Genomic DNA, 18,943 nt, shown 5'->3' with positions numbered 1-18,943 from the left:
AGTAACCTCTTGCAGTGAGGCCGGTGGCGTCAGGCCGGACCGGCGTCTTCTTCACGATAACGCTGCAACTTGTAGCGCAACGTCCTTTCGCTAATGCCAAGGCGCTCTGCAGCCAGTTTCTTGACGCCACCGCACGCCTGCAGTGCATCAAGGATGTGACGCTTTTCCACCGCCTTCATGCCCAGATCGGACTCGTCGACGGTGCTGTCCGTTGTCACCGGCAGCACCATCGTCGATGGCGACAGCATCAGATCGACGGCAGAAACTTCCGGCCCGGCGGCAAGAATTGCCGCCCGCTGCATCACATTATCCAGCTCGCGGATGTTACCCTCCCAACTATAGGCCGTCAATTCACGCTCCGCGTCCTTGCCCAGGGTCAGACGCGACTTGGAAACGGCATTAGCATGCTTATCCAGCAATTTTCGCGCCAGCGGCAAAATGTCCTCGGTGCGCTCGCCCAGCGCCGGTACCGTCAGCGGGAACACATTGAGGCGGAAATACAGGTCCTCGCGGAAGCGGCCGGCCGCAACTTCTTCCTGCACCTCACGGTTGCTGGTGGCCAGTACGCGGATATCCAGCTTGATGGTGCGCGTGCCGCCGACGCGCTCTACCTCCCGCTCCTGCAGCACACGCAACAGCTTGGCCTGCAACGGCAGTGGCATTTCGGTGATTTCATCAAGCAGGATGGTGCCGCCCTGCGCCTGTTCGAACTTGCCGGGCAGCACGTTGGCCGCACCGGTGAAGGCACCCTTCTCGTGGCCGAACAGGGTCGACTCCAGCAGGTTGTCGGGAATTGCCGCACAGTTGACGGCGACAAACGGCGCCGTGCTACGCCGCGAGTGGCGGTGAATGAAGCGCGCCAGCACCTCTTTGCCGGCACCGCTGGGGCCGCTGATCAGCACGCTGGCGTCACTGGGTGCCACCTGCCGCGCGATGGCCAGCAGCCGTTTCATCGGTGCGGAATAGGCCAGCAGCTCCGTGTCGCCTTCCGGCTCCGGCAGCAGGTACTTCTCCACCTCGGCAATCAGCTGCTGCGGTTCGAACGGCTTCAGCAGGTAGTGGCTGGCGCCGGCGCGCAGCAGGTCGATCGCGCGCTCGATCACGCCGTAGGCGGTCATCAGCACGAAGGGCAAGGCCGGATAGGTGGCCTTGACCTGCTGGAACAGGGTATAGCCGTCCATCGGCTGCATCTGGGCGTCCGACACCACCAGCCCGACCGCGTTGTCGCGCAACACCTGCAAGGCCGACTGGCCGTCCGCCGCCTCCAGCACCGCGTAGCCGGACAGCATCAGGGTATCGACCAGCGCTTCGCGCAGGTCGGCGTCATCTTCCACAACCAGGACAGGCAAATATTTCATAGGTAACCGATGTAATTCATGACAGGACAGGGTCAGTCGCCGGACAACAGCTTAGTCCTGATGCTGACGCTGGCTGCACAGCGCGATCAGGCGCGCGGCAATATTGTTGAGGGGCAACACTTCATGGGCGGCACCGAGGGCAATGGCCTCCTTCGGCATGCCGAACACCACGCAGGACGCCTCGTCCTGCGCGATATTGTGGGCACCCGCCTCTTTCAGCTCGCCCATGCCGGAAGCACCATCGCGCCCCATGCCGGTCAGGATCACGCCGATGGCATTGCGACCGATGACGTTGGCCGCAGCGCGGAACATCACGTCCACCGACGGCTTGTGACGATTGACCGGCGGCCCCTGGTGCAGGCTGATGGCATAGCCGATGGTGCTGGCCGGCTTGATCAGCAGATGGGAATGACCCGGCGCGATATAGACCACGCCCGGCTGCAAGCGCTCGCCGTCTTCCGCCTCCTTGACCCGCAGCTTGCACAGCGAATCCAGCCGCGCGGCAAAGGACTTGGTGAACATTTCCGGCATGTGCTGGGTGATGATGATCGGCGGCATCTGCTCCGGCAGCGCGGTCAGCAATACCCGCAGCGCTTCGGTGCCGCCGGTGGACGAACCGATGGCGATGACCGTCTGGCGCCCCAGTGCCAGCCGGCCAGGCTGGCGCGGCAGGATGGCGTCGGCAGTGTGACTGGGCGCGACTTCCAGCGGTTTGAAATCCAGCCCTTCTTTACGCGGCATGACCATGTTTTCCCCTTTTGGCGGCGCCCGGGCGCAGCGTCAGGTTTTGTTATATTGCAGGCAACTGCGCCCTGGCCTTGTCCAGCCAGTGGTGCGACGCCTGCTCCAGCAAGGCAAACACCGCTTCAAAACCGGCCTCCCCACCATAGTAGGGATCCGGCACTTCGGCATCCGCCAGCATCAGCGCCAACTCTCCCGGCCAGTCAGCCGGCATCTGCCGCCGCAATTGTGCCAAATGATCGTAACCGGCAACCAGGATCAGATCAAACTGCTGCCAGTCTTGCGGCCGGAACGGCCGTGCCCGCAACGCGCTCATGTCGACGCCGTGGCGCAGCGCGGCCGCAACCGTGCGCGGATCCGCCGCTTCGCCGGCATGCCAGGCCGAGGTGCCGGCGGAATCGACATCGATCTGCGCCGCCAGACCGGCGCGGCTAATGTCACGCGCAAAGATGGCGTGCGCGGTCGGCGAGCGGCAGATGTTGCCGGTACACACGAACAGCACCCGAAAGCGAGCAGACGGCAAGACTGTGTTTGTCATGATTACAGCGGATTGATCCAGGCTTGTTCTTTTAACACTTTCAATTGGTCACGCAGGTTGGCGGCTTTTTCGAATTCGAGATTGCGTGCCGCTTCCAGCATTTCCTTTTCGATGCGCTTGATTTCCTTGGCCAGGGCTTTTTCATCGAGCACCACCGTCGACAACGCGCTCTTGCGCTTCGCGATACCGGCATTATCACCGTAAACGCCGTCGATCAGATCACGTACTTTTTTGTTGATGCCCTGCGGCACAATACCGTTGGCTTCATTAAATGCCAATTGTTTATTTCGGCGGCGCTCGGTTTCATCAATGGCCCGTTTCATGCTATTGGTAATTTTATCAGCATAAAGAATGGCGCGACCCTGCAAATTACGCGCGGCACGGCCGATGGTTTGAATCAGGCTGCGCTCACTGCGCAAAAAACCCTCCTTGTCGGCGTCCAGAATCGCCACCAGCGATACCTCCGGAATATCCAGTCCCTCGCGCAGCAGGTTAATGCCGATCAGCACGTCGAACATGCCCAGGCGCAGGTCGCGGATGATCTCCACCCGCTCCACGGTGTCGATATCGGAGTGCAGGTAGCGCACCTTCAGCCCGTGCTCGGTGTAGTAGTCGGCCAGCTGCTCCGCCATGCGCTTGGTCAGCGTGGTCACCAGCACCCGCTCGTTGCGCTCCATGCGCAGGCGGATTTCTGACAGCAAATCATCGACCTGTGTCGCCACCGGCCGGATCTCGATCTCCGGATCCACCAACCCGGTTGGCCGCACCACCTGCTCCACCACCTGGCCGGCATGCGTGGTCTCGTAATCCGCCGGGGTGGCGGAAACGAAGATGGTCTGCGGCAGCAGGCGTTCGAACTCGTGGAATTTCAGCGGCCGGTTGTCCGCCGCCGACGGCAGGCGGAAGCCGTACTCGACCAGATTCTGCTTGCGCGCGGCATCGCCCTTGTACATCGCGCCGACCTGCGACACGGTGACGTGACTCTCGTCGATGAACATCAGCGCGTTCTTCGGCAAGTAATCGATCAGCGTCGGCGGCGCATCACCCGGCGCGCGGCCGGAGAAGTGGCGCGAGTAGTTCTCGATGCCCTTGCAGAAACCCATCTCGTACAGCATTTCCAGGTCGAAGCGGGTGCGCTGCTCGATGCGCTGCGCCTCCACCAGCTTGCCTTCCTTCTGGTACCACTCGATGCGCTGGCGCAGCTCCAGCTTGATCTGCTCGCAGGCGCGCAGCACGGTGTCGCGCGGCGTCACGTAGTGGCTGCCGGGATAGACGGTAAAGCGGCCGACGCGCTGCTTGGTGGCGCCGGTCAGCGGGTCGAACAGCGTCAGCGTCTCGATTTCATCGTCGAACATGCTCACGCGCACCGCCAGCTCGGCACTTTCCGCCGGGAAGATATCGATCACGTCACCCCGCACGCGGAAGCCGCCGCGCGAGAAATCGACGTCGGCACGGTCGTACTGCATGGTCACCAGCCGCGCGATGATGTCGCGCTGCGCGATGGTCTCGCCCTCCTTCAGGTGCAGGATCATCTGGTGGTATTCGGCCGGATCGCCGATACCGTAGATCGCCGACACGGTGGCGACGATGATGCAGTCCGGCCGCTCGAGAATGGACTTGGTCGCCGACAGCCGCATCTGCTCAATGTGCTCGTTGATGCTGGAATCCTTTTCGATGAACAGGTCCCGGCTCGGCACATAGGCTTCCGGCTGGTAGTAATCGTAGTAGGACACGAAATACTCGACCGCATTCTCCGGAAAGAACTCGCGCATTTCCGCGTACAGCTGTGCGGCCAACGTTTTGTTGTGCGCCATGATGATGGCCGGACGGCCGGTGCGGGCGATGACATTGGCCATGGTGAAGGTCTTGCCGGAACCCGTCACCCCCAGCAAGGTCTGGAATGACAGGCCGTCATCCAGCCCCTCCACCAGCGATGCAATCGCCGTCGGCTGGTCACCGGCCGGCGGAAACGGCTGGTGCAAATGGAACGGACTCTCCGGAAAAACAATATTCATCGACATTCACCCATTCGTCACGCCAGGGATAGCTGGTCCAATTGTTTTTCATGGCATAAATAGAAAATCAATCCGGACAAATCCATTCTGGCGATTTAAAATAAAATCTGTTTTATCACGTAACTCACCACGCATCGGAGCCACAAAAAGATGCTAAAGAATTTATTTGTTGCTTGCGTGCTGGCGCTTAGCAGCGGCGCCATTATGGCCGCCCAGCCGACAAGCTATCATCCGTCGGAAGCCGCCCAGCCGCAATTAAGCTCGCACTCGGTCGCCATCGTCGACGGCCGCACCGGGCAGATGGTATTCGAAAAGAATGCCCGGCAAAAGCTGCCGATCGCCTCCATCACCAAGCTGATGACCGCGATGGTGGTCCTGGACGCCGGCTTGCCGCTGGACAGCCCGATGACCATCAGCGACGAGGAACTCGACCGCCTGAAGAACACCGGCTCGCGCCTGTCTGTCGGCTCCACGCTGACCCGCCGCGAGATGCTGCTGCTGGCGCTGATGTCGTCGGAAAACCGTGCCGCGGCGGTACTGTCGCGCTACTACCCCGGCGGCCGCCCGGCGTTCATCGAGCGCATGAACCAGAAGGCGCGCGCCATCGGCATGCAGAACGCCAGCTTCTACGATTCGACCGGGCTGGACGTGCGCAACAGCGCCACGGCGATGGATCTGGTACGCCTGGTCAAGGCCGCCAACCAGTATCCGCTGATCCGCCAGTTCACCACCATGACCGAGTACACGGCACAGCCGACCGCCACCCGCACGCTGCACTACAAGAACAGCAATGCGCTGGTGCGTGAAGGCCAGTGGGCGATCGAGCTGTCCAAGACCGGCTTTATCAACGAAGCCGGCGGCTGCCTGGTGATGGAAGCCGAAGTCGGCAGCCAGAAGCTGGTATTCGTGCTGCTGGCCGCCAACAGCTCGGCAGCGCGGGTGCGGGACGCCCGCTCGATCAAGACCTGGCTGGAGTCCATTCCGCACACCTGGCTGGCGGGTTAAACCGCGCCAAGGTTGGCCGCAAGCAAAAAACCCGGTGCCTGGCACCGGGTTTTTTCATGGCCGCTCAGCGCGCAAAGGCAATCAGGTGATCCAGCTCCAGACGGATGCCGATCGCCTCGCCGATGGCGTGGTTGTGATGGCTGGGCACCTGCGCCAGCACCTGCTGACCGGACGGCAGCTGCAGCGTGTACATGAACTCGGAGCCCATGAACACCTTGCCCTTGACGACGGCGGTCAGCTCGCTGTGGTCGTCGTGCACCACGTCGTCCGGACGCAGCAGCACGTCCACCTGCGCGCCGACCTGGTAGGCCAGCGGCGTCAGGCTGCAATACTCGCCCACTTCCAGCGTCACACACTGCGGCCCGCTGATCACCGCCGGCACGAACGCGCCCTGGCCGATGAAATCGGCGACATAGCGGCTGGCCGGCTCGTGGTACAGCTGGTACGGCGATGCCCACTGCTGCAGGTGGCCGTGGTGCATCACGCCGACCTTGTCGGCCATGGCGAACGCCTCCTGCTGGTCGTGGGTGACCATGATCGCGGTCATGCCCTGCTCTTTCAGGATGCCGCGCACCTCGTGCGACAGGCGCTGGCGCAGGTCGACGTCGAGGTTGGAAAACGGCTCGTCCAGCAGCAAGAGCCGCGGCCGCGGCGCCAGCGCGCGCGCCAGCGCCACCCGCTGCTGCTGGCCGCCGGACAGCTCGTGCGGATAGGCGCCGGCCAGCGCCGACAGGCCGACCACTTCCAGCATCAGCCCGACGCGCGCCTTGCGCTCGCCGTCACCAAGACCGCGCAGGCCGAAGCCAACGTTGGCCGCCACGTCCAGGTGCGGGAACAGCGCGTAATCCTGGAACACCATCCCCACCGCGCGCAAATGCGCCGGCTTGTTGTAGCCGGGAGCGGCGATACGCTCGCCATTGAGCCGGATGTCGCCACTGCGCAGCGGCTCGAAGCCGGCAATGCAGCGCAGCACCGTGGTCTTGCCGCAGCCGGAGCTGCCCAGCAGGCAGGCGATCTCGCCCTCCGCCAGCTGGAACGACATGTTATCGATCACCGGCTTGCCGGCGTAGGCCTGGCTGACCGCATTCAACTGAAGCAAAGCATCCATCAAGCAACATCCTTTTGACGTGACAGCAGCAAGGTGGGAATCAGACCGACCAGCACCAGCACCACTGCCGGCAACGCCGCCTGGTCAAACACCCCTTCCGACGTCAAACCGTAAATCCTGACCGCCAGCGTGTCCCAGCCGAACGGGCGCGTCATCATCGTGATCGGCATCTCTTTCATCACATCGACAAACACCATCAGCACCCCGGTCAGCAGGCCGCCCTGCAGCAACGGCAGGTGCACATGGCGCAGCAGCGCAAAGCCGGAATAGCCGAGGTTGCGCGCCGCTTCTTCCTGGCTGCGCGTGATGCGGTTCATCGCCGCGTCCACCGCCGAGTAACCGACGGCGAGAAAGCGCGACACGTAGGCCAGCAGCATCACCGCCAGCGTGCCCTTCAGCACCGCGGTGACATCCTGGCCGGCAAAGAAGTGCTCGATCAGCACATTGTCCAGCCAGGCAATCGGCACGAAGATGCCGACCGCCAGCACGGTACCGGGTACCGCATAGCCCAGCGTCGCCACCCGCGCCAGCAGCCGCACCAGCGCACCACCGTCACGGCGGCGGGCGTAGGACAGCAGCAAGGCGACGCAGACGATCATCAGCGCCGCCATCATCGACAGCGTCACCGAGCGCAGCGCATAGCCGAACAGCGCCTCGTTCCACTCCTGCTCCAGCGCGCCCCACGACCAGACCAGCAGCTGGCCGAACGGCAGCACGAAGGCCAAGACCAGCACCAGCAGCGCGTAGCCGCTGGCCAGCCATGCGCGCGCGCCGGCCAGGCGCAGGCGCGGCAGCGGCGCGGCGCGACCAGCCTGCACATAGGCGCGACGGCCGCGCGCATACTGCTCCAGCACCACCATCACGAAGATCAGCGCCACCAGCAGCGACGCCAGCTGCTTGGCGGTATCCAGCGAGAACAGCGAGAACCACGCCTTGTAGATGGCGGTGGTGAAGGCATCGAAGTTGAAGATCGACACGGTGCCGAAATCGGCCAGCGTTTCCATCAGCGCCAGGATCAGGCCGCCCATGATCCACGGCCGCGCCATCGGCAGCGCGATGTGCCAGAAGCCGGCACTGCGCGACAGCCCCAGCGTCTGCCCCACCTCCAACGCGCGACGGCCCATGGTGGAGAAGGCATTGCGCGCCAGCAGGTAGACGTAGGGATAGAACGCCAGGCTCATCACCAGCACCAGACCGCCGGTGGAGCGGATCGGCGGAAACCAGCGCGTATTGTCGAAATGCGCGCGCAGCAGGGTTTGCACCGGGCCGGAAAAATCGAACAGCCCGACCTGGGTGAACGCCATCACGTAGGCCGGCATGGCCAGCGGCAGCATCAGCGCCCAGTTGAAGTGCTTGCGCCCCGGAAAATCGTACACCGCCACCAGCCAGGCCAGCGGCACGCCCAGCAGCAGCACGCCGGTGGCGACGCCCAGCACCAGCCACAGCGTGTTGTTCAGCAGCTCCGGCAACGCGTAGTCGAGCAGGTGCTGCCAGATCACCGGGTCCGGCGTCAGCGACGACAATACGATCACGGCGAGAGGGATCAGCGTCAGCAGGCTGATCAACAAGGCGACAAGCGGCCAGCGCCAGCGTCGGAAAACGGATGGCATAGAGAAATGAAGGCGAAAATCAAAAGGCGGATTATCCGCCTTTAGCCCTTGCGGCTCAAACGACATTCACGGGCCTCGCAAACGAAAAAGGGCGCCACGGCGCCCTCGGGTTGAAACCACTGCGGGATTACTTGTAGCCGACGCGGTCCATCAGCATCACAGCTTCGGCCTGTTTCGAGCCGGCCACTTTGACGTTGATCAGGTTGTGCTTGAAGTTGCCCCACGATGCCACCAGCGCATCGGCCTTCACTTTCGGGTTGGCCGGGTACTCGAAGTTGACGTCGGCGAACATGTTCTGTGCCTTGTCGGACGACAGCCACTCCAGCAGTTTCACCGCGCCCTTCACGTTCTTGGCGTAGCGCACGACACCGGCGCCGGACACGTTGACGTGGGTGCCCTTGCCAGCCTGGTTGGCCCAGAACGGGCTGACCGGGAAGGCCGGGTTCTTGGCGACGATACGGCCGTAGTAGTAGGTGTTGGCCATGCCCACATCACACTGGCCGGCGGCAATCGCCTCCAGCACCGCGTTGTCGTTGCCGAACGGTGCGGTCGCCAGGTTGTTGACCCAGCCCTTGACCATGCGCTCGGTGGCCACCGGGCCGATGTCGGCGATCATGGTGGCAACCAGCGACTGGTTGTAGACGTTCTTCGAGCTACGCAGGCACAGCTTGCCCTTCCACTTCGGGCTGGCCAGGTCTTCGTAGGAAGCCAGCTGCGCCGGCTTGACGGTGTTCTTGTTGTAGAAAATGGTACGGGCGCGGACCGACAGGCCGTACCAGTTGTTGTCCGGGTCGCGAAGGTTGGCCGGGATGTTGCCGTTCAGCACGGCCGACTTGATCGGCTGGAACAGGCCCATGTCTTCGGCCTTCCACAGGTTGCCGGCGTCCACGGTCAGGAAGATGTCGGCCGGGGAGTTGCTGCCTTCTGCCTTCAGGCGCTCCATCAGCGGGCCTTCCTTGTCGGAAATGACCTTGATGGCAACACCGGTTTCCTTGCTGTACGCGTCAAACAGCGGCTTGATCAGCTGTTCGGCACGGGAGCTGTACACCACGATTTCTTCCGCAGCAGCGGATCCTGCGAAGACAGCCAGCAGCGAGGCAAGCAATACCTTTTTGTTCACAGTCACACTCCTTAAAAGCCCGTTGTCAGGCATAGCATCAATGGCAGCGATTGTAATAAAGACAAGAATCGTTATCAACAGCAATTTGCAACAAAACTGATCTGCATCAGTTCCGGTCGCGCGTGAAACCGCCATCACATAAAGCAAAGGTTGGCCGCAAAACGACACTTGCGGCCAACCTTTAAGAGATGCAACGCGACTCAGCGTCGCACCGGAAAACGCACCCAGTCGCCAACATCCACCTTGCCGCGGGCATTGCGCAGCATCGCCACCGCCAGCCGCGGCTGCACCTGCAGCAGCTCGACATCGCCGATCACCCGCTCCGGCAGCCCCAGCACCACGCCGTCGCCGCGACGGATCTCGGTCTGCGGCTGCTGCTTGTAGACGATGAGGCGGTCGGCACTGGCCAGTCCGTCCAGCGTGCCGGCGCCCAGGTAAACGCGGTCGCCGTCCACCCGCACCACCCGCGCCGCGAACGGCAGGCAGTGCATGGTATTCGCCAGCTTGCCGGCAACGCCATCCAGCAGCGCCGCCACGCTGCGGCCATAGTCGTTTTGCTGGAAGCGGCTCAGATCGAAGACTCGCAGCGAGCTGTCGTGCACCGCGCCGCGCGCGGTCGTTGCCACAGTGGCGGTGGCCAGCACGCCACCGGTCAGCGCGTCGTACAGCCAGTATTCGACGGCGAAGCGGCGCTCCACCGGCACCACCCGTGCCGAGGCACCGAACAGGCCGGCCAGCGGCCCGGTGTAATACAGCCCGGCCTCGCTGCCGCTGGCGCCGCCAAACGCGCCCAGCCGCGGCTCCTTGCGGGTGACGCCGGTATCCAGCACCCGCCCGGCGAGCACGAACTGTACCTCCTCGCGGCGACCGATATCGCGCACAGCATCGCTGGCCTGCCACGGCTCCTGCACCTTGCCGCCGGGGAACAGCGACACGTTGCCGGCATCCAACACGCGCACGTCGCGCAGCGCATTCAGCCGTCGCGACAGTTCGGACGGCAACCAGGTCGCCAGATTGCCGAGGTCACCGGCATCCTGCGGTTGTGCCACCTCGAAATAGGTGCTGACCAGCCGCCGGGTCAGGAAGCGCCCCGCCGGTGTCGCCGGACGGACGCAAGCCTGGCTGGCAGACGCACCGGGTGCCTCCGCGACGGACACCGGCTCGGCGGTATCGACTTCCACCGTGACGAACAGCAGCCCGTCGCGCTGGCTTTCCTGCAGCACGCGCGGCGTGCCCGGCAGCGTCAGCGGACCGGTCATGCTCGATTCGGTCAGCTCGCCGTTATCGAGGCGCGACGTGGCCTGCAGTGTGCCGGCGTGGGTCATTGCCATCTGCCGCACCGCGTCCTCTATCGCCTGCTGCCGCGCCGCAACGCGGCCAGACTCCAGCGAGGCCACGCCTTCGGCGCGATACACCTCGGCCGCCGCCGGCCCTGCCAACAAAAACGCCGCCCACAGGGCGGCGTACCAGAATGGTTTAGTTTTCATCTGCGCCGTCAATGCGAAACATAGTAGTCGCCACCGTAGACACAACCGCTGTCGGTACAACCCAGCTTGCTGCCGTCAGCAGCAGGCAGCACCCGTGCCGCGGTCGCCACGTTGCCGGTGGTCACCAGCGCGCTACGATAAGCCTTGAAGAAGCCTTCGTCCAATACCACTTCACCGATGGTCTCGCTGCTGCCGTCAGCCTTGAACTCGGTGGACAGCAGTCGCACGCCGCGCAGGTAGGCATCGACGAACACGCGGTAGCTATCGTTGGCCGCAATCATGTTGCCGACGGTACTACTGCCGGACAACTTGAAACCCTGCACCTGTTCTGCCATCGCGCGATAGGCATCCAGCTGCGAGGCACGCATCGCCAGCAGTCGGCGCTGCACCGGCGACAGGCTGCGACTGGCTGGCGGCGCGCCATAGCCGACCACGCGGATGCGCAGTGCGTTGTACTTTTCCTCCTCCTTGGCTGCCGGCTCGGACAAGGGACCGACATAGCCGCCACCCATCATCACGCCGCCCTGGGTCATCACCGGCTGCCGGGAGATCCCCGGCTGCTCATGGCTTCCCGCCACGGCAGGCGCATCGGCAACCACCATCCAGCCTTCGCCGGCCGCTTCTTGCGCCACCGGCGCCGCGGACGAGGCGCAGGCTGTCACCGACACCAGTGCCAGCAGACTTGTTGCCAAAACCGTTTTTTTCATTGCGTTCTCCGCCTACTGAATGACATGTCGTGTTATTGCTTCATCGCTTTATCGGCCGTTGCCGCACAATCTTTAACAGCGGCCGGGCGCGCCACAGCCCGCGCCGGCTGGCACATCGCCACCGGCCTCATGCTAAACTGCCGGCCTCAACTCTCCGGAAACCATGGCCATGAAGAAGATTGCCGCCCTTGCCCTGCTGTTGCTGCCCCTGCTGGCCAGCGCCGCGCCGAAAGTGGAGCTGCAGACCAACAAGGGTCTGATCACCGTCGAGCTGGCGCCGCAAAGCGCGCCCAAGACCGTCGACAATTTCACCCGCTACGTCAAGGCCGGCCATTACGACAACACCGTGTTCCACCGCGTGATTGACGGCTTCATGATCCAGGGTGGCGGTTTTACCATCGACGGCGGTTCGCTGTCACAAAAACCGACACGCGCGCCGATCGCCAACGAGGCCGACAACGGCCTGAAGAACGTGATCGGCAGCATCTCCATGGCACGCACCAACGATCCGCACTCGGCGACCTCGCAATTCTTCATCAATCTGGTCAACAACGATTTTCTGGATTTCCGCAGCAAGACGCCGCCAGGCTGGGGCTACACCGTGTTTGGCAAGGTGACCGCCGGCATGGACGTCGTCAACCGCATTGCCAAGTCGCGCACCGGCTACATCGGCGGCATGCAGGATGTGCCGATGGAGCCCATCGTCATCCAGAAAGCCACTTACAAACCCTGATCCCCAAGGACTCCCATCATGATCAAACTGACTACCAACTTCGGCGACATCACGCTGGAACTGTTTGCCGACAAGGCACCGAAAACCGTCGCCAACTTTGAGCAATACGTGCTGGACGGCCACTACGACGGCACCATCTTCCACCGCGTGATCAACGGTTTCATGATCCAGGGCGGCGGTTTCACTGCCGACATGAAGCAGAAGGACACCCGCGACACCATCGAGAACGAAGCCAACAACGGTCTGTCCAACAAGACTTACACCGTGGCCATGGCACGCACGCCGGATCCGCACTCCGCCAGCGCCCAGTTCTTCATCAACGTGTCGGACAACGACTTCCTCGATTTCCGCAGCGAAACCATGCAGGGCTGGGGCTACGCCGTGTTCGGCCAGGTGGTTGCCGGCCAGGACGTGGTTGACCGCATCAAGGGCGTGAAAACCGGTCGCACCGGTGGTCACCAGGACGTACCGGTCGAGCCGGTCATCGTCGAAAAAGCCGAGATCGTGGCTGCCGCCTGATCCCGTTCACGCAAGACCCGGGGCCGCTGCGTGCGGCCCTTATTCATGGTGCTGCACGATGGCCATACACCTGATCTCCGATCTGCACCTGCACGCCGACGCGCCGTGGCTGGGCGAGCTGTTCCGGCGCACGCTGCGACAGTGGGCCGGCCACATCGACGCGCTGTACATCCTCGGCGACCTGTTCGAGTACTGGGTCGGCGACGACGACGATGACGCCTTCGCCCGCAGCATGGTCGCGGCGATGCGCGACTTCAGCCGCCACACACCGCTGTTCGTGATGCACGGCAACCGCGACTTCCTGCTCGGTGCCGGCTTTGCCGCCGCCAGCGGCGCCACGCTGCTGCCCGATCCGCACCCGCTGCAGGCCTGCGGCCGCCGCTACCTGCTCAGCCACGGCGACGCACTGTGCGGCGACGACAGCGCCTACCAGCAGTTCCGCGCCATGGTGCGGCAGCCGGCCTGGCAGCAGGCCTTTTTGCAGAAGCCGCTGGCGGAGCGACACGCCATCGCCCGCCACATCCGCGAACAGAGCGAATCGCGCAAGCAGCAGGACGGGCCGAGCGAAATCAGCGACGTGACCGAAGACGCCGTTGTCGCCCTGCTTGCGGCCAACCCTGGCTGCACGCTGATTCACGGTCACACCCACCGTCCGGCCGTACACCACCATGCGCTGGCCGACGGCGAGCGTACACGCTGGGTGATCCAGGACTGGCACGATGGCCGTGCCGGCTACCTGCGCCTGGATGACAGCGGCGTCTCCGCCCACCCGCTTCCGTAAGCCATCCGCCTGCCACAAGGTTGGCCGCAACGCCTGCCCGGCGTTGCGGCCATTTTTTCGTCTTTCTATTTGTTTTCAGTAACTTGACCTGATTGCTCAGGGTTAACCCGCAAGGGCAAGCCCCAAATGACGCCGACCGCCGGCTGCCGCTAAAGTTCGCGCACGGCACATAACGCCTCGCGCAACCGCCTGCCGTCAGGCAGCAGCACCGAGATCGCGCATCACAATAAGGAGAGTTACATCATGTGGTCACACGTTTACGACCCGCTCGGCAGCCCGTGGCTATCCACGCTGGCCGCCAGCATCCCGGTCATCGTCCTGCTGGGCGCACTGGGCCTGTTCCACGTCAAGGCGCACAAGGCCGCGCTGCTGGGCCTGGCAACCTCGCTACTGGTCGCCATCGGCGTGTTCGGCATGCCGGCCGAACTGGCCGCCAGCGCCACGCTGCTGGGCGCCGCCAACGGCCTGCTGCCGATCGGCTGGATCATCCTCAACGTGATCTTCCTGTACCAGCTTACCGAGCGCAAAGGCCAGTTCGCCATCCTGCGTGAGTCCATTTCCGGCATCACCACCGACCGCCGTCTGCAGCTCTTGCTGATCGCGTTCTGCTTTGGCGCCTTCTTTGAAGGTGCCGGCGGCTTCGGCACCCCGGTGGCCGTCACCGGCGCCATGCTGATCGGCCTCGGCTTCTCACCACTGGCCGCCTCCGGCCTGTCGCTGATCGCCAATACCGCGCCGGTGGCCTACGGCGCGCTGGGCACCCCGATCACCACCCTGGCCAAGGTCACCGGCCTGGACGTGCTGCAGATTTCGTCGATGGTGGGTCGCCAGATGACCCTCTTCGCCATCATCGTGCCGTTCTGGCTGCTGATCGCGTTCTGCGGCTGGCGCAACACCATGCGCATCTGGCCCGCGGTACTGGTGGCCGGCCTGTCGTTTGCCATTCCGCAGCTGATCGTGTCCAACACCATGGGGCCGGAACTGGTGGCGGTGATCGCCTCGGTGTGTTCCATCGCCGCCTTGGTCGGCTTCCTGAAAGTATGGAAACCGAAAGAAATCTACACCTCCACCGCCGGCACCATGGGTGGTGAAGCTGCCAACGGCGCCAAGGCCATCATCGCCGACAAGCATCACGGCTACAGCACAGGCGAAGTGATCCGCGCCTGGCTGCCGTGGCTGATCCTGTCGGTGGCGGTATTCGCCTTCGGCTCGCCCACCATCAAGAAACTGCTGGACAGCATCTTCACGCTGGAAATCCAGTGGCCGGGCCTGCACAACCTGATCTACAAGATGCCGCCAGTGGTGACCGAGCCGCACCTGGAAGCCGCCATCTACAAGTTCAACCTGCTGTCCACCACCGGCACCGGCATCCTGGTCGCCGCGCTGATCTCGGCGTTGATCATGGGCTACCGTCCGTCCGAAATGCTGAAGGTGTACAAGGAAACCTTCTGGTCGCTGCGCTATTCGCTCACCACCATCGTGGCGATGCTGGCACTGGGCTACGTCACCCGCTTCTCCGGCGTCGACATCACCCTCGGCCTCGCGTTCTCGCACACCGGCGTGTTCTATCCGTTCTTTGGCACCCTGCTCGGCTGGCTGGGCGTGGCACTGACCGGCTCCGACACGGCGGCCAACGTGTTGTTCGGCGGCCTGCAAAAAGCCTCGGCGCAGCAGCTGGGCCTGTCGCCAATCCTGATGACGGCGGCCAACTCTTCCGGCGGCGTGATGGGCAAGATGATCGACGCGCAGTCCATCGTGGTCGCCTCCACCGCCACCCAGTACTACGGCAAGGAAGGCGTGATCCTGCGCTTTGTGTTCTTCCACTCGCTGGCACTGGCCTGCCTGGTCGGCCTGGTCGTCTCGGCCATGGCCTACCTGCCACCATTCACGGCCCTGGTCATCCACCCGTAAGCGTCGTGGTGGCAACAAAACGCATGCTGGGCCCAAGCTATGCCCGGGCCCAGCATACCGATCGACACGGATGTGACACACGCCTGACAGCCCTAAAGAACTACGGTCCCAAGCAGCTTTTCATATTTGGGGACTCCTCAGGCGATGAGGCTGGTTGTCGTCATGGGTGTCTGTTATAGCAAAACACCACCTCCGCGCGCACCCGACAAGCGTAGTCTGCCGGGCACCTTGTTTCAGGAAAACCATCGCACAAAAGCCAATCCGTGTTCGGATTGGCTTTTTTCTCGAGCTTAGGCGCGCGAGCAGAACTTGCCGCTGCAACCTTCTGTATCAGGCCAGTAAACACAAGCGATCACGTTACGCCATACTGCCCCCGCCATGCCATGACTGTTTACCGATCTCACGGCAACAAAAAAAGGGCCGGAAACCCGGCCCTTTTGCACTGACAGCCTGCGCTGCTTACAGATCCACCTTCAGATTGCCATTGGCCAGCAGGTTGTTGATGATATTCGCATCGCCAGCCCCAAGGTCAGACAGTTTCACGCCTTCCAGCGTGATGGCCTGATCGAAGCCCCCCACAACATTACCGCTGGAACTGATCTGCACTACGGCGTTACCGGCGGCATCCTTGTCGAAATGCAGGTAATTGCTCAGGTTGCTGCTGTTCTCGCCCTGCAGCAGGTCTTTCAGATCCAGCACGTCACCACCGACACCGGCCTTGAAGTCAGTGATGCTATCCCTCGCAGCCGAGCCCACCGCACCCGCATCACCCAGCGTCCACTTGAAGGTGTCGATACCTGTGCCACCAGTCAGCGTGTCATTACCAGCACCACCAACCAATGTATCGCTGTCTGCGCCGCCTTTCAGCACATCGTTGCCGCTACCGCCATACAGCGCGTCACTACCGCGGCCACCATCCAGGTAGTCGTTACCGGCATCACCGTAAAGCGTGTCGTTGCCATGACCACCCAGCACCACATCGTTACCTGTATCGCCATGCAGGGTATCGTTGCCAGCCCGGCCATCGATGAAGTCATTGTCGGCACCGCCACTCAGACTGTCGCCACCGGTGGTACCGTAGACGATATCTTCGCCGTTGCCGTAGCTGACGGTCTGGCCAGCCTGGCTTGAGCTCGAGGTAGCGAGCTCACCCCCTCTAACGTTGCTGCTCAGCCAGTCAGTGTCGTCCCACTGTGATGCATTGCCATTATCGAACTGTGTGCTGTAGTCATACTCGTTGTTGGGGTGTACGCCAACATACTCGTCCGAGTTGATCAGCAGGGCCTTGCCGCTGGCGCCATTCACGTCAATCGTGAACTGATTGTCTTGGGACAGGGTAATCGCCGAGTTACCGGTCACGGTGAGGTAAACCCGCAACATCACCTCGCCGTTCTCGGCATACAGGCGCTCGGACGACAGCGTCGCACCGCTTGGCAGGCTCTTGTTGATCAGCGTCAGTGTGGCATTCTGGTCACTGTCGGTCACCAGGATGTCCCAGTGCAGCGATTCGCCCACCGCCAACGTCATCGTGCCGTTCTTCACCTTCATGTCGAATTCGTTAGCATTCGACGTGTAGTTCATCAGCCAGTAGGCACCACTGTTGCCACTGCTATACGACACCGGAGTATCCTCCACCGCGGTCACCGTAATATCCAGCGTGGACGCATCGGTGGTCTTGCCATCGGTCACGACGTAATTCACGGTCGGCACCGGACCGTTGAAGTCTTTCACCGGCGTGAAGACATAACTGCCATCGGCATTGACCTTCAGTGCACCGATATTGGCAACCGTGGCAGTCTGACCCGCGGTGTAGCTGCTGCCGCCGATTGAGAAGCTGCTTACCGTTACAGCGCCTTCGATGCTGCTGGTACCGGTCAGCACCGAACCGCTCAGCACGCCATCCTCCGCCATGGTCACCACCTCGTTGGCATCGGTGAAGTTGGCCGCATCCAGTACGGTGATCGTAAAGCTGGCTTGGCTGCTGTCGCTATCCACCACGCTGCCATTTACCACTTCGCTGGAAGTCGAGGTCACCGTCAGGGTGTAGTTGCCCGGCTGGTCCACCTGAATCTGCAGGGTGGTCAGACTCCAGCCCGTCACATCCAGCTTGCCGTTGGCACCAACCGTCAGCTCATGACCAGCGCCATCCTTCAACACCGCCCCAACCGGCAGACCGGAAATCTCGACAGCCAGTTCTTCGGAACCATCGGTATCGGTCAGCGCGGTATTGATATCTCCCAGGCTGAAGAAACTGTTCTCGTAGCCCTTGTTCTCAACCGCCGAGAAAGTGATGTTGTCCAGCAGGGCGCCATAGCTGTTCCCTGAATCCGTAGACGTGAAGATCAAACGGTAAGTCCCGGATGCTTCTGCCGTCCAGTTCTCGGTCACGTTGTGCCAGCTGCTGTCCGTCGGCGAGAAGGTGTACAGCACGACAGACGAACCGGTAACCGGGTTACCGGAGGCATCCAGCTTGACCAGCGATACCGACATGCCGGAACTGGCAATATGGCCATTACGTGCCGCAACATCGAAATCCAGCTCGTAGAAGCGGCCAGCTTCAACCTGGATATCCGCATACAGGGTCTTGTCGCCGGTGGCGGCTTCAATCTCCATGACTTTGTTACTGGAGCTACCGCCCTGGTAGATGCCTTCCTTGCCTACCTCGACATAACCACTGCCATTCCAGGTGCTCCAGGTGCCCACCGTGCTGGTACCCGAAATCGTGTTGATCTGGATCGTCTCGGAATAACCCTGGGAAGGCAGTGCCACATCTTCAAAGTTCATTGAAGCCACGGTCTGATAATTGTTGATCGTCAGTGCCGGTTTGTCTGCCACCGGTGTTACATCAATATTCAAGGTAGCGCTGGTACCGGTATTCGTGGTGTAAGTCACCGCGGGAACGGCACCACTCCAGTTGCCGGCCGGCGCGAAGATGTAGCCGCCATCGCTACCCAGGGTCAGCGTCCCGACACCGTTGATCGTTGCCGTCTGGCCAGCAGTGAAACTTTCTGTAGTGCCATCACCATTGATGTCCACGGAGAAGCCAGCCACTGTCAGGTTGCTATCAATATCACGGTCGTTGTCCAGCACATTGCCACTCACCGCCGTATCTTCCAGCGTAGTGTTGCTGTCGATGCCTGCCACACCTTTATCGTCCACCGGGGTGACGCTGATGCTGAGGGTGGAGCTGTCGCTGCTCACGCCGTCGCTGACGGTGTAGCTGACCAGCGGCACCGCGCCGTGGTAGTTGGCCGCCGGGGTGAACACGTAGCTGCCGTCGGCGTTCAGCTGCAGGCTGCCGACGCCGTCG

General features: G+C 62.6%; 15 protein-coding genes. 5 read left to right on the top strand and 10 right to left on the bottom strand.

Features of this window, described 5'->3' with window-relative positions; translation table 11 throughout:
- Positions 1-29: 29 nt before the first annotated feature.
- Genes NOM55_RS03710 through uvrB form a run of 4 tightly spaced genes read right to left on the bottom strand, consistent with a single transcriptional unit; the run spans position 30 to position 4,652 of the window.
- Positions 30-1,358 carry a sigma-54 dependent transcriptional regulator gene (locus NOM55_RS03710; RefSeq protein WP_255907548.1) on the bottom strand — a complete coding sequence of 443 codons (1,329 nt, stop codon included), beginning with the start codon at positions 1,356-1,358 and terminating at the stop codon, positions 30-32.
- Positions 1,359-1,409: 51 nt separating this feature from the next.
- On the bottom strand, positions 1,410-2,099 hold the full coding sequence (locus NOM55_RS03705; RefSeq protein WP_255907546.1) for a chemotaxis protein CheB: 690 nt from the start codon (positions 2,097-2,099) through the stop codon (positions 1,410-1,412).
- A gap of 49 nt (positions 2,100-2,148) precedes the next feature.
- Complete coding sequence (locus tag NOM55_RS03700) at positions 2,149-2,637, bottom strand: low molecular weight protein-tyrosine-phosphatase (protein WP_255907544.1); 489 nt, start codon at positions 2,635-2,637, stop codon at positions 2,149-2,151.
- A 2-nt stretch (positions 2,638-2,639) separates the two neighbouring features.
- Positions 2,640-4,652, bottom strand: a complete 2,013-nt coding sequence (gene uvrB, locus NOM55_RS03695) for an excinuclease ABC subunit UvrB (RefSeq protein ID WP_120810966.1) — start codon at positions 4,650-4,652, stop codon at positions 2,640-2,642.
- Positions 4,653-4,802: 150 nt separating this feature from the next.
- On the opposite strand from uvrB, the gene NOM55_RS03690 reads away from it, so the two are divergent.
- Positions 4,803-5,657 carry a serine hydrolase gene (locus tag NOM55_RS03690; protein ID WP_047967394.1) on the top strand — a complete coding sequence of 285 codons (855 nt, stop codon included), beginning with the start codon at positions 4,803-4,805 and terminating at the stop codon, positions 5,655-5,657.
- A 64-nt stretch (positions 5,658-5,721) separates the two neighbouring features.
- Here NOM55_RS03690 and NOM55_RS03685 read toward each other — a convergent pair whose 3' ends face one another.
- The 5 genes from NOM55_RS03685 to NOM55_RS03665 form a co-directional block, all read right to left on the bottom strand.
- Complete coding sequence (locus NOM55_RS03685; protein WP_255907543.1) at positions 5,722-6,765, bottom strand: ABC transporter ATP-binding protein; 1,044 nt, start codon at positions 6,763-6,765, stop codon at positions 5,722-5,724.
- A complete protein-coding gene (locus NOM55_RS03680; protein WP_255907542.1) occupies positions 6,765-8,375 on the bottom strand; it encodes an iron ABC transporter permease in 1,611 nt (536 codons plus the stop codon). The genes NOM55_RS03685 and NOM55_RS03680 overlap by 1 nt, the downstream gene beginning before the upstream one ends.
- A gap of 127 nt (positions 8,376-8,502) precedes the next feature.
- On the bottom strand, positions 8,503-9,528 hold the full coding sequence (locus tag NOM55_RS03675) for an extracellular solute-binding protein (protein WP_305118823.1): 1,026 nt from the start codon (positions 9,526-9,528) through the stop codon (positions 8,503-8,505).
- 167 nt (positions 9,529-9,695) lie between these two features.
- Positions 9,696-10,982, bottom strand: a complete 1,287-nt coding sequence (locus tag NOM55_RS03670; RefSeq protein WP_255907540.1) for a flagellar assembly protein T N-terminal domain-containing protein — start codon at positions 10,980-10,982, stop codon at positions 9,696-9,698.
- Positions 10,983-10,990: 8 nt separating this feature from the next.
- Positions 10,991-11,689: an LPP20 family lipoprotein gene (locus NOM55_RS03665; RefSeq protein WP_255907539.1), complete on the bottom strand. Its 699-nt coding sequence runs from the start codon at positions 11,687-11,689 to the stop codon at positions 10,991-10,993.
- Between the two features lie 169 nt (positions 11,690-11,858).
- Here NOM55_RS03665 and NOM55_RS03660 point away from each other — a divergent pair, with 169 nt between their 5' ends.
- The 4 genes from NOM55_RS03660 to NOM55_RS03645 all read left to right on the top strand — a co-directional run bounded on the left by NOM55_RS03660 (position 11,859) and on the right by NOM55_RS03645 (position 15,633).
- Positions 11,859-12,422 carry a peptidylprolyl isomerase gene (locus NOM55_RS03660; protein WP_255907538.1) on the top strand — a complete coding sequence of 188 codons (564 nt, stop codon included), beginning with the start codon at positions 11,859-11,861 and terminating at the stop codon, positions 12,420-12,422.
- A gap of 18 nt (positions 12,423-12,440) precedes the next feature.
- Positions 12,441-12,941, top strand: coding sequence for a peptidylprolyl isomerase (locus NOM55_RS03655; RefSeq protein ID WP_047967390.1), 501 nt, complete (start codon positions 12,441-12,443; stop codon positions 12,939-12,941).
- Between the two features lie 58 nt (positions 12,942-12,999).
- Entirely contained in the window at positions 13,000-13,722 is a 723-nt protein-coding gene (locus NOM55_RS03650) for a UDP-2,3-diacylglucosamine diphosphatase (RefSeq protein WP_255907537.1), read from the top strand.
- Positions 13,723-13,965: 243 nt separating this feature from the next.
- On the top strand, positions 13,966-15,633 hold the full coding sequence (locus tag NOM55_RS03645; RefSeq protein ID WP_047967388.1) for an L-lactate permease: 1,668 nt from the start codon (positions 13,966-13,968) through the stop codon (positions 15,631-15,633).
- A 459-nt stretch (positions 15,634-16,092) separates the two neighbouring features.
- On the opposite strand, the gene NOM55_RS03640 is transcribed toward NOM55_RS03645, so the two are convergent.
- Positions 16,093-18,943: tandem-95 repeat protein (locus NOM55_RS03640; RefSeq protein WP_255907536.1), on the bottom strand; the 2,851-nt coding region annotated here is incomplete at its 5' end.

Origin of the sequence: Vogesella sp. AC12, from assembly GCF_024437575.1 — a bacterium.
GTDB lineage: Bacteria > Pseudomonadota > Gammaproteobacteria > Burkholderiales > Chromobacteriaceae > Vogesella > Vogesella indigofera.
This window is presented reverse-complemented; position numbering and strand designations above follow the sequence as displayed.

What these genes read in the sequence shown, in the direction of transcription:
- NOM55_RS03710 (WP_255907548.1), bottom strand. Translation starts at nt 1,358, where the DNA reads ATGAAATATTTGCCTGTCCTGGTTGTGGAAGATGACGCCGACCTGCGC.
- NOM55_RS03705 (WP_255907546.1), bottom strand. Translation starts at nt 2,099, where the DNA reads ATGCCGCGTAAAGAAGGGCTGGATTTCAAACCGCTGGAAGTCGCGCCC.
- NOM55_RS03700 (WP_255907544.1), bottom strand. Translation starts at nt 2,637, where the DNA reads ATGACAAACACAGTCTTGCCGTCTGCTCGCTTTCGGGTGCTGTTCGTG.
- uvrB (WP_120810966.1), bottom strand. Translation starts at nt 4,652, where the DNA reads ATGAATATTGTTTTTCCGGAGAGTCCGTTCCATTTGCACCAGCCGTTT.
- NOM55_RS03690 (WP_047967394.1), top strand. Translation starts at nt 4,803, where the DNA reads ATGCTAAAGAATTTATTTGTTGCTTGCGTGCTGGCGCTTAGCAGCGGC.
- NOM55_RS03685 (WP_255907543.1), bottom strand. Translation starts at nt 6,765, where the DNA reads ATGGATGCTTTGCTTCAGTTGAATGCGGTCAGCCAGGCCTACGCCGGC.
- NOM55_RS03680 (WP_255907542.1), bottom strand. Translation starts at nt 8,375, where the DNA reads ATGCCATCCGTTTTCCGACGCTGGCGCTGGCCGCTTGTCGCCTTGTTG.
- NOM55_RS03675 (WP_305118823.1), bottom strand. Translation starts at nt 9,528, where the DNA reads ATGCCTGACAACGGGCTTTTAAGGAGTGTGACTGTGAACAAAAAGGTA.
- NOM55_RS03670 (WP_255907540.1), bottom strand. Translation starts at nt 10,982, where the DNA reads ATGAAAACTAAACCATTCTGGTACGCCGCCCTGTGGGCGGCGTTTTTG.
- NOM55_RS03665 (WP_255907539.1), bottom strand. Translation starts at nt 11,689, where the DNA reads ATGAAAAAAACGGTTTTGGCAACAAGTCTGCTGGCACTGGTGTCGGTG.
- NOM55_RS03660 (WP_255907538.1), top strand. Translation starts at nt 11,859, where the DNA reads ATGAAGAAGATTGCCGCCCTTGCCCTGCTGTTGCTGCCCCTGCTGGCC.
- NOM55_RS03655 (WP_047967390.1), top strand. Translation starts at nt 12,441, where the DNA reads ATGATCAAACTGACTACCAACTTCGGCGACATCACGCTGGAACTGTTT.
- NOM55_RS03650 (WP_255907537.1), top strand. Translation starts at nt 13,000, where the DNA reads ATGGCCATACACCTGATCTCCGATCTGCACCTGCACGCCGACGCGCCG.
- NOM55_RS03645 (WP_047967388.1), top strand. Translation starts at nt 13,966, where the DNA reads ATGTGGTCACACGTTTACGACCCGCTCGGCAGCCCGTGGCTATCCACG.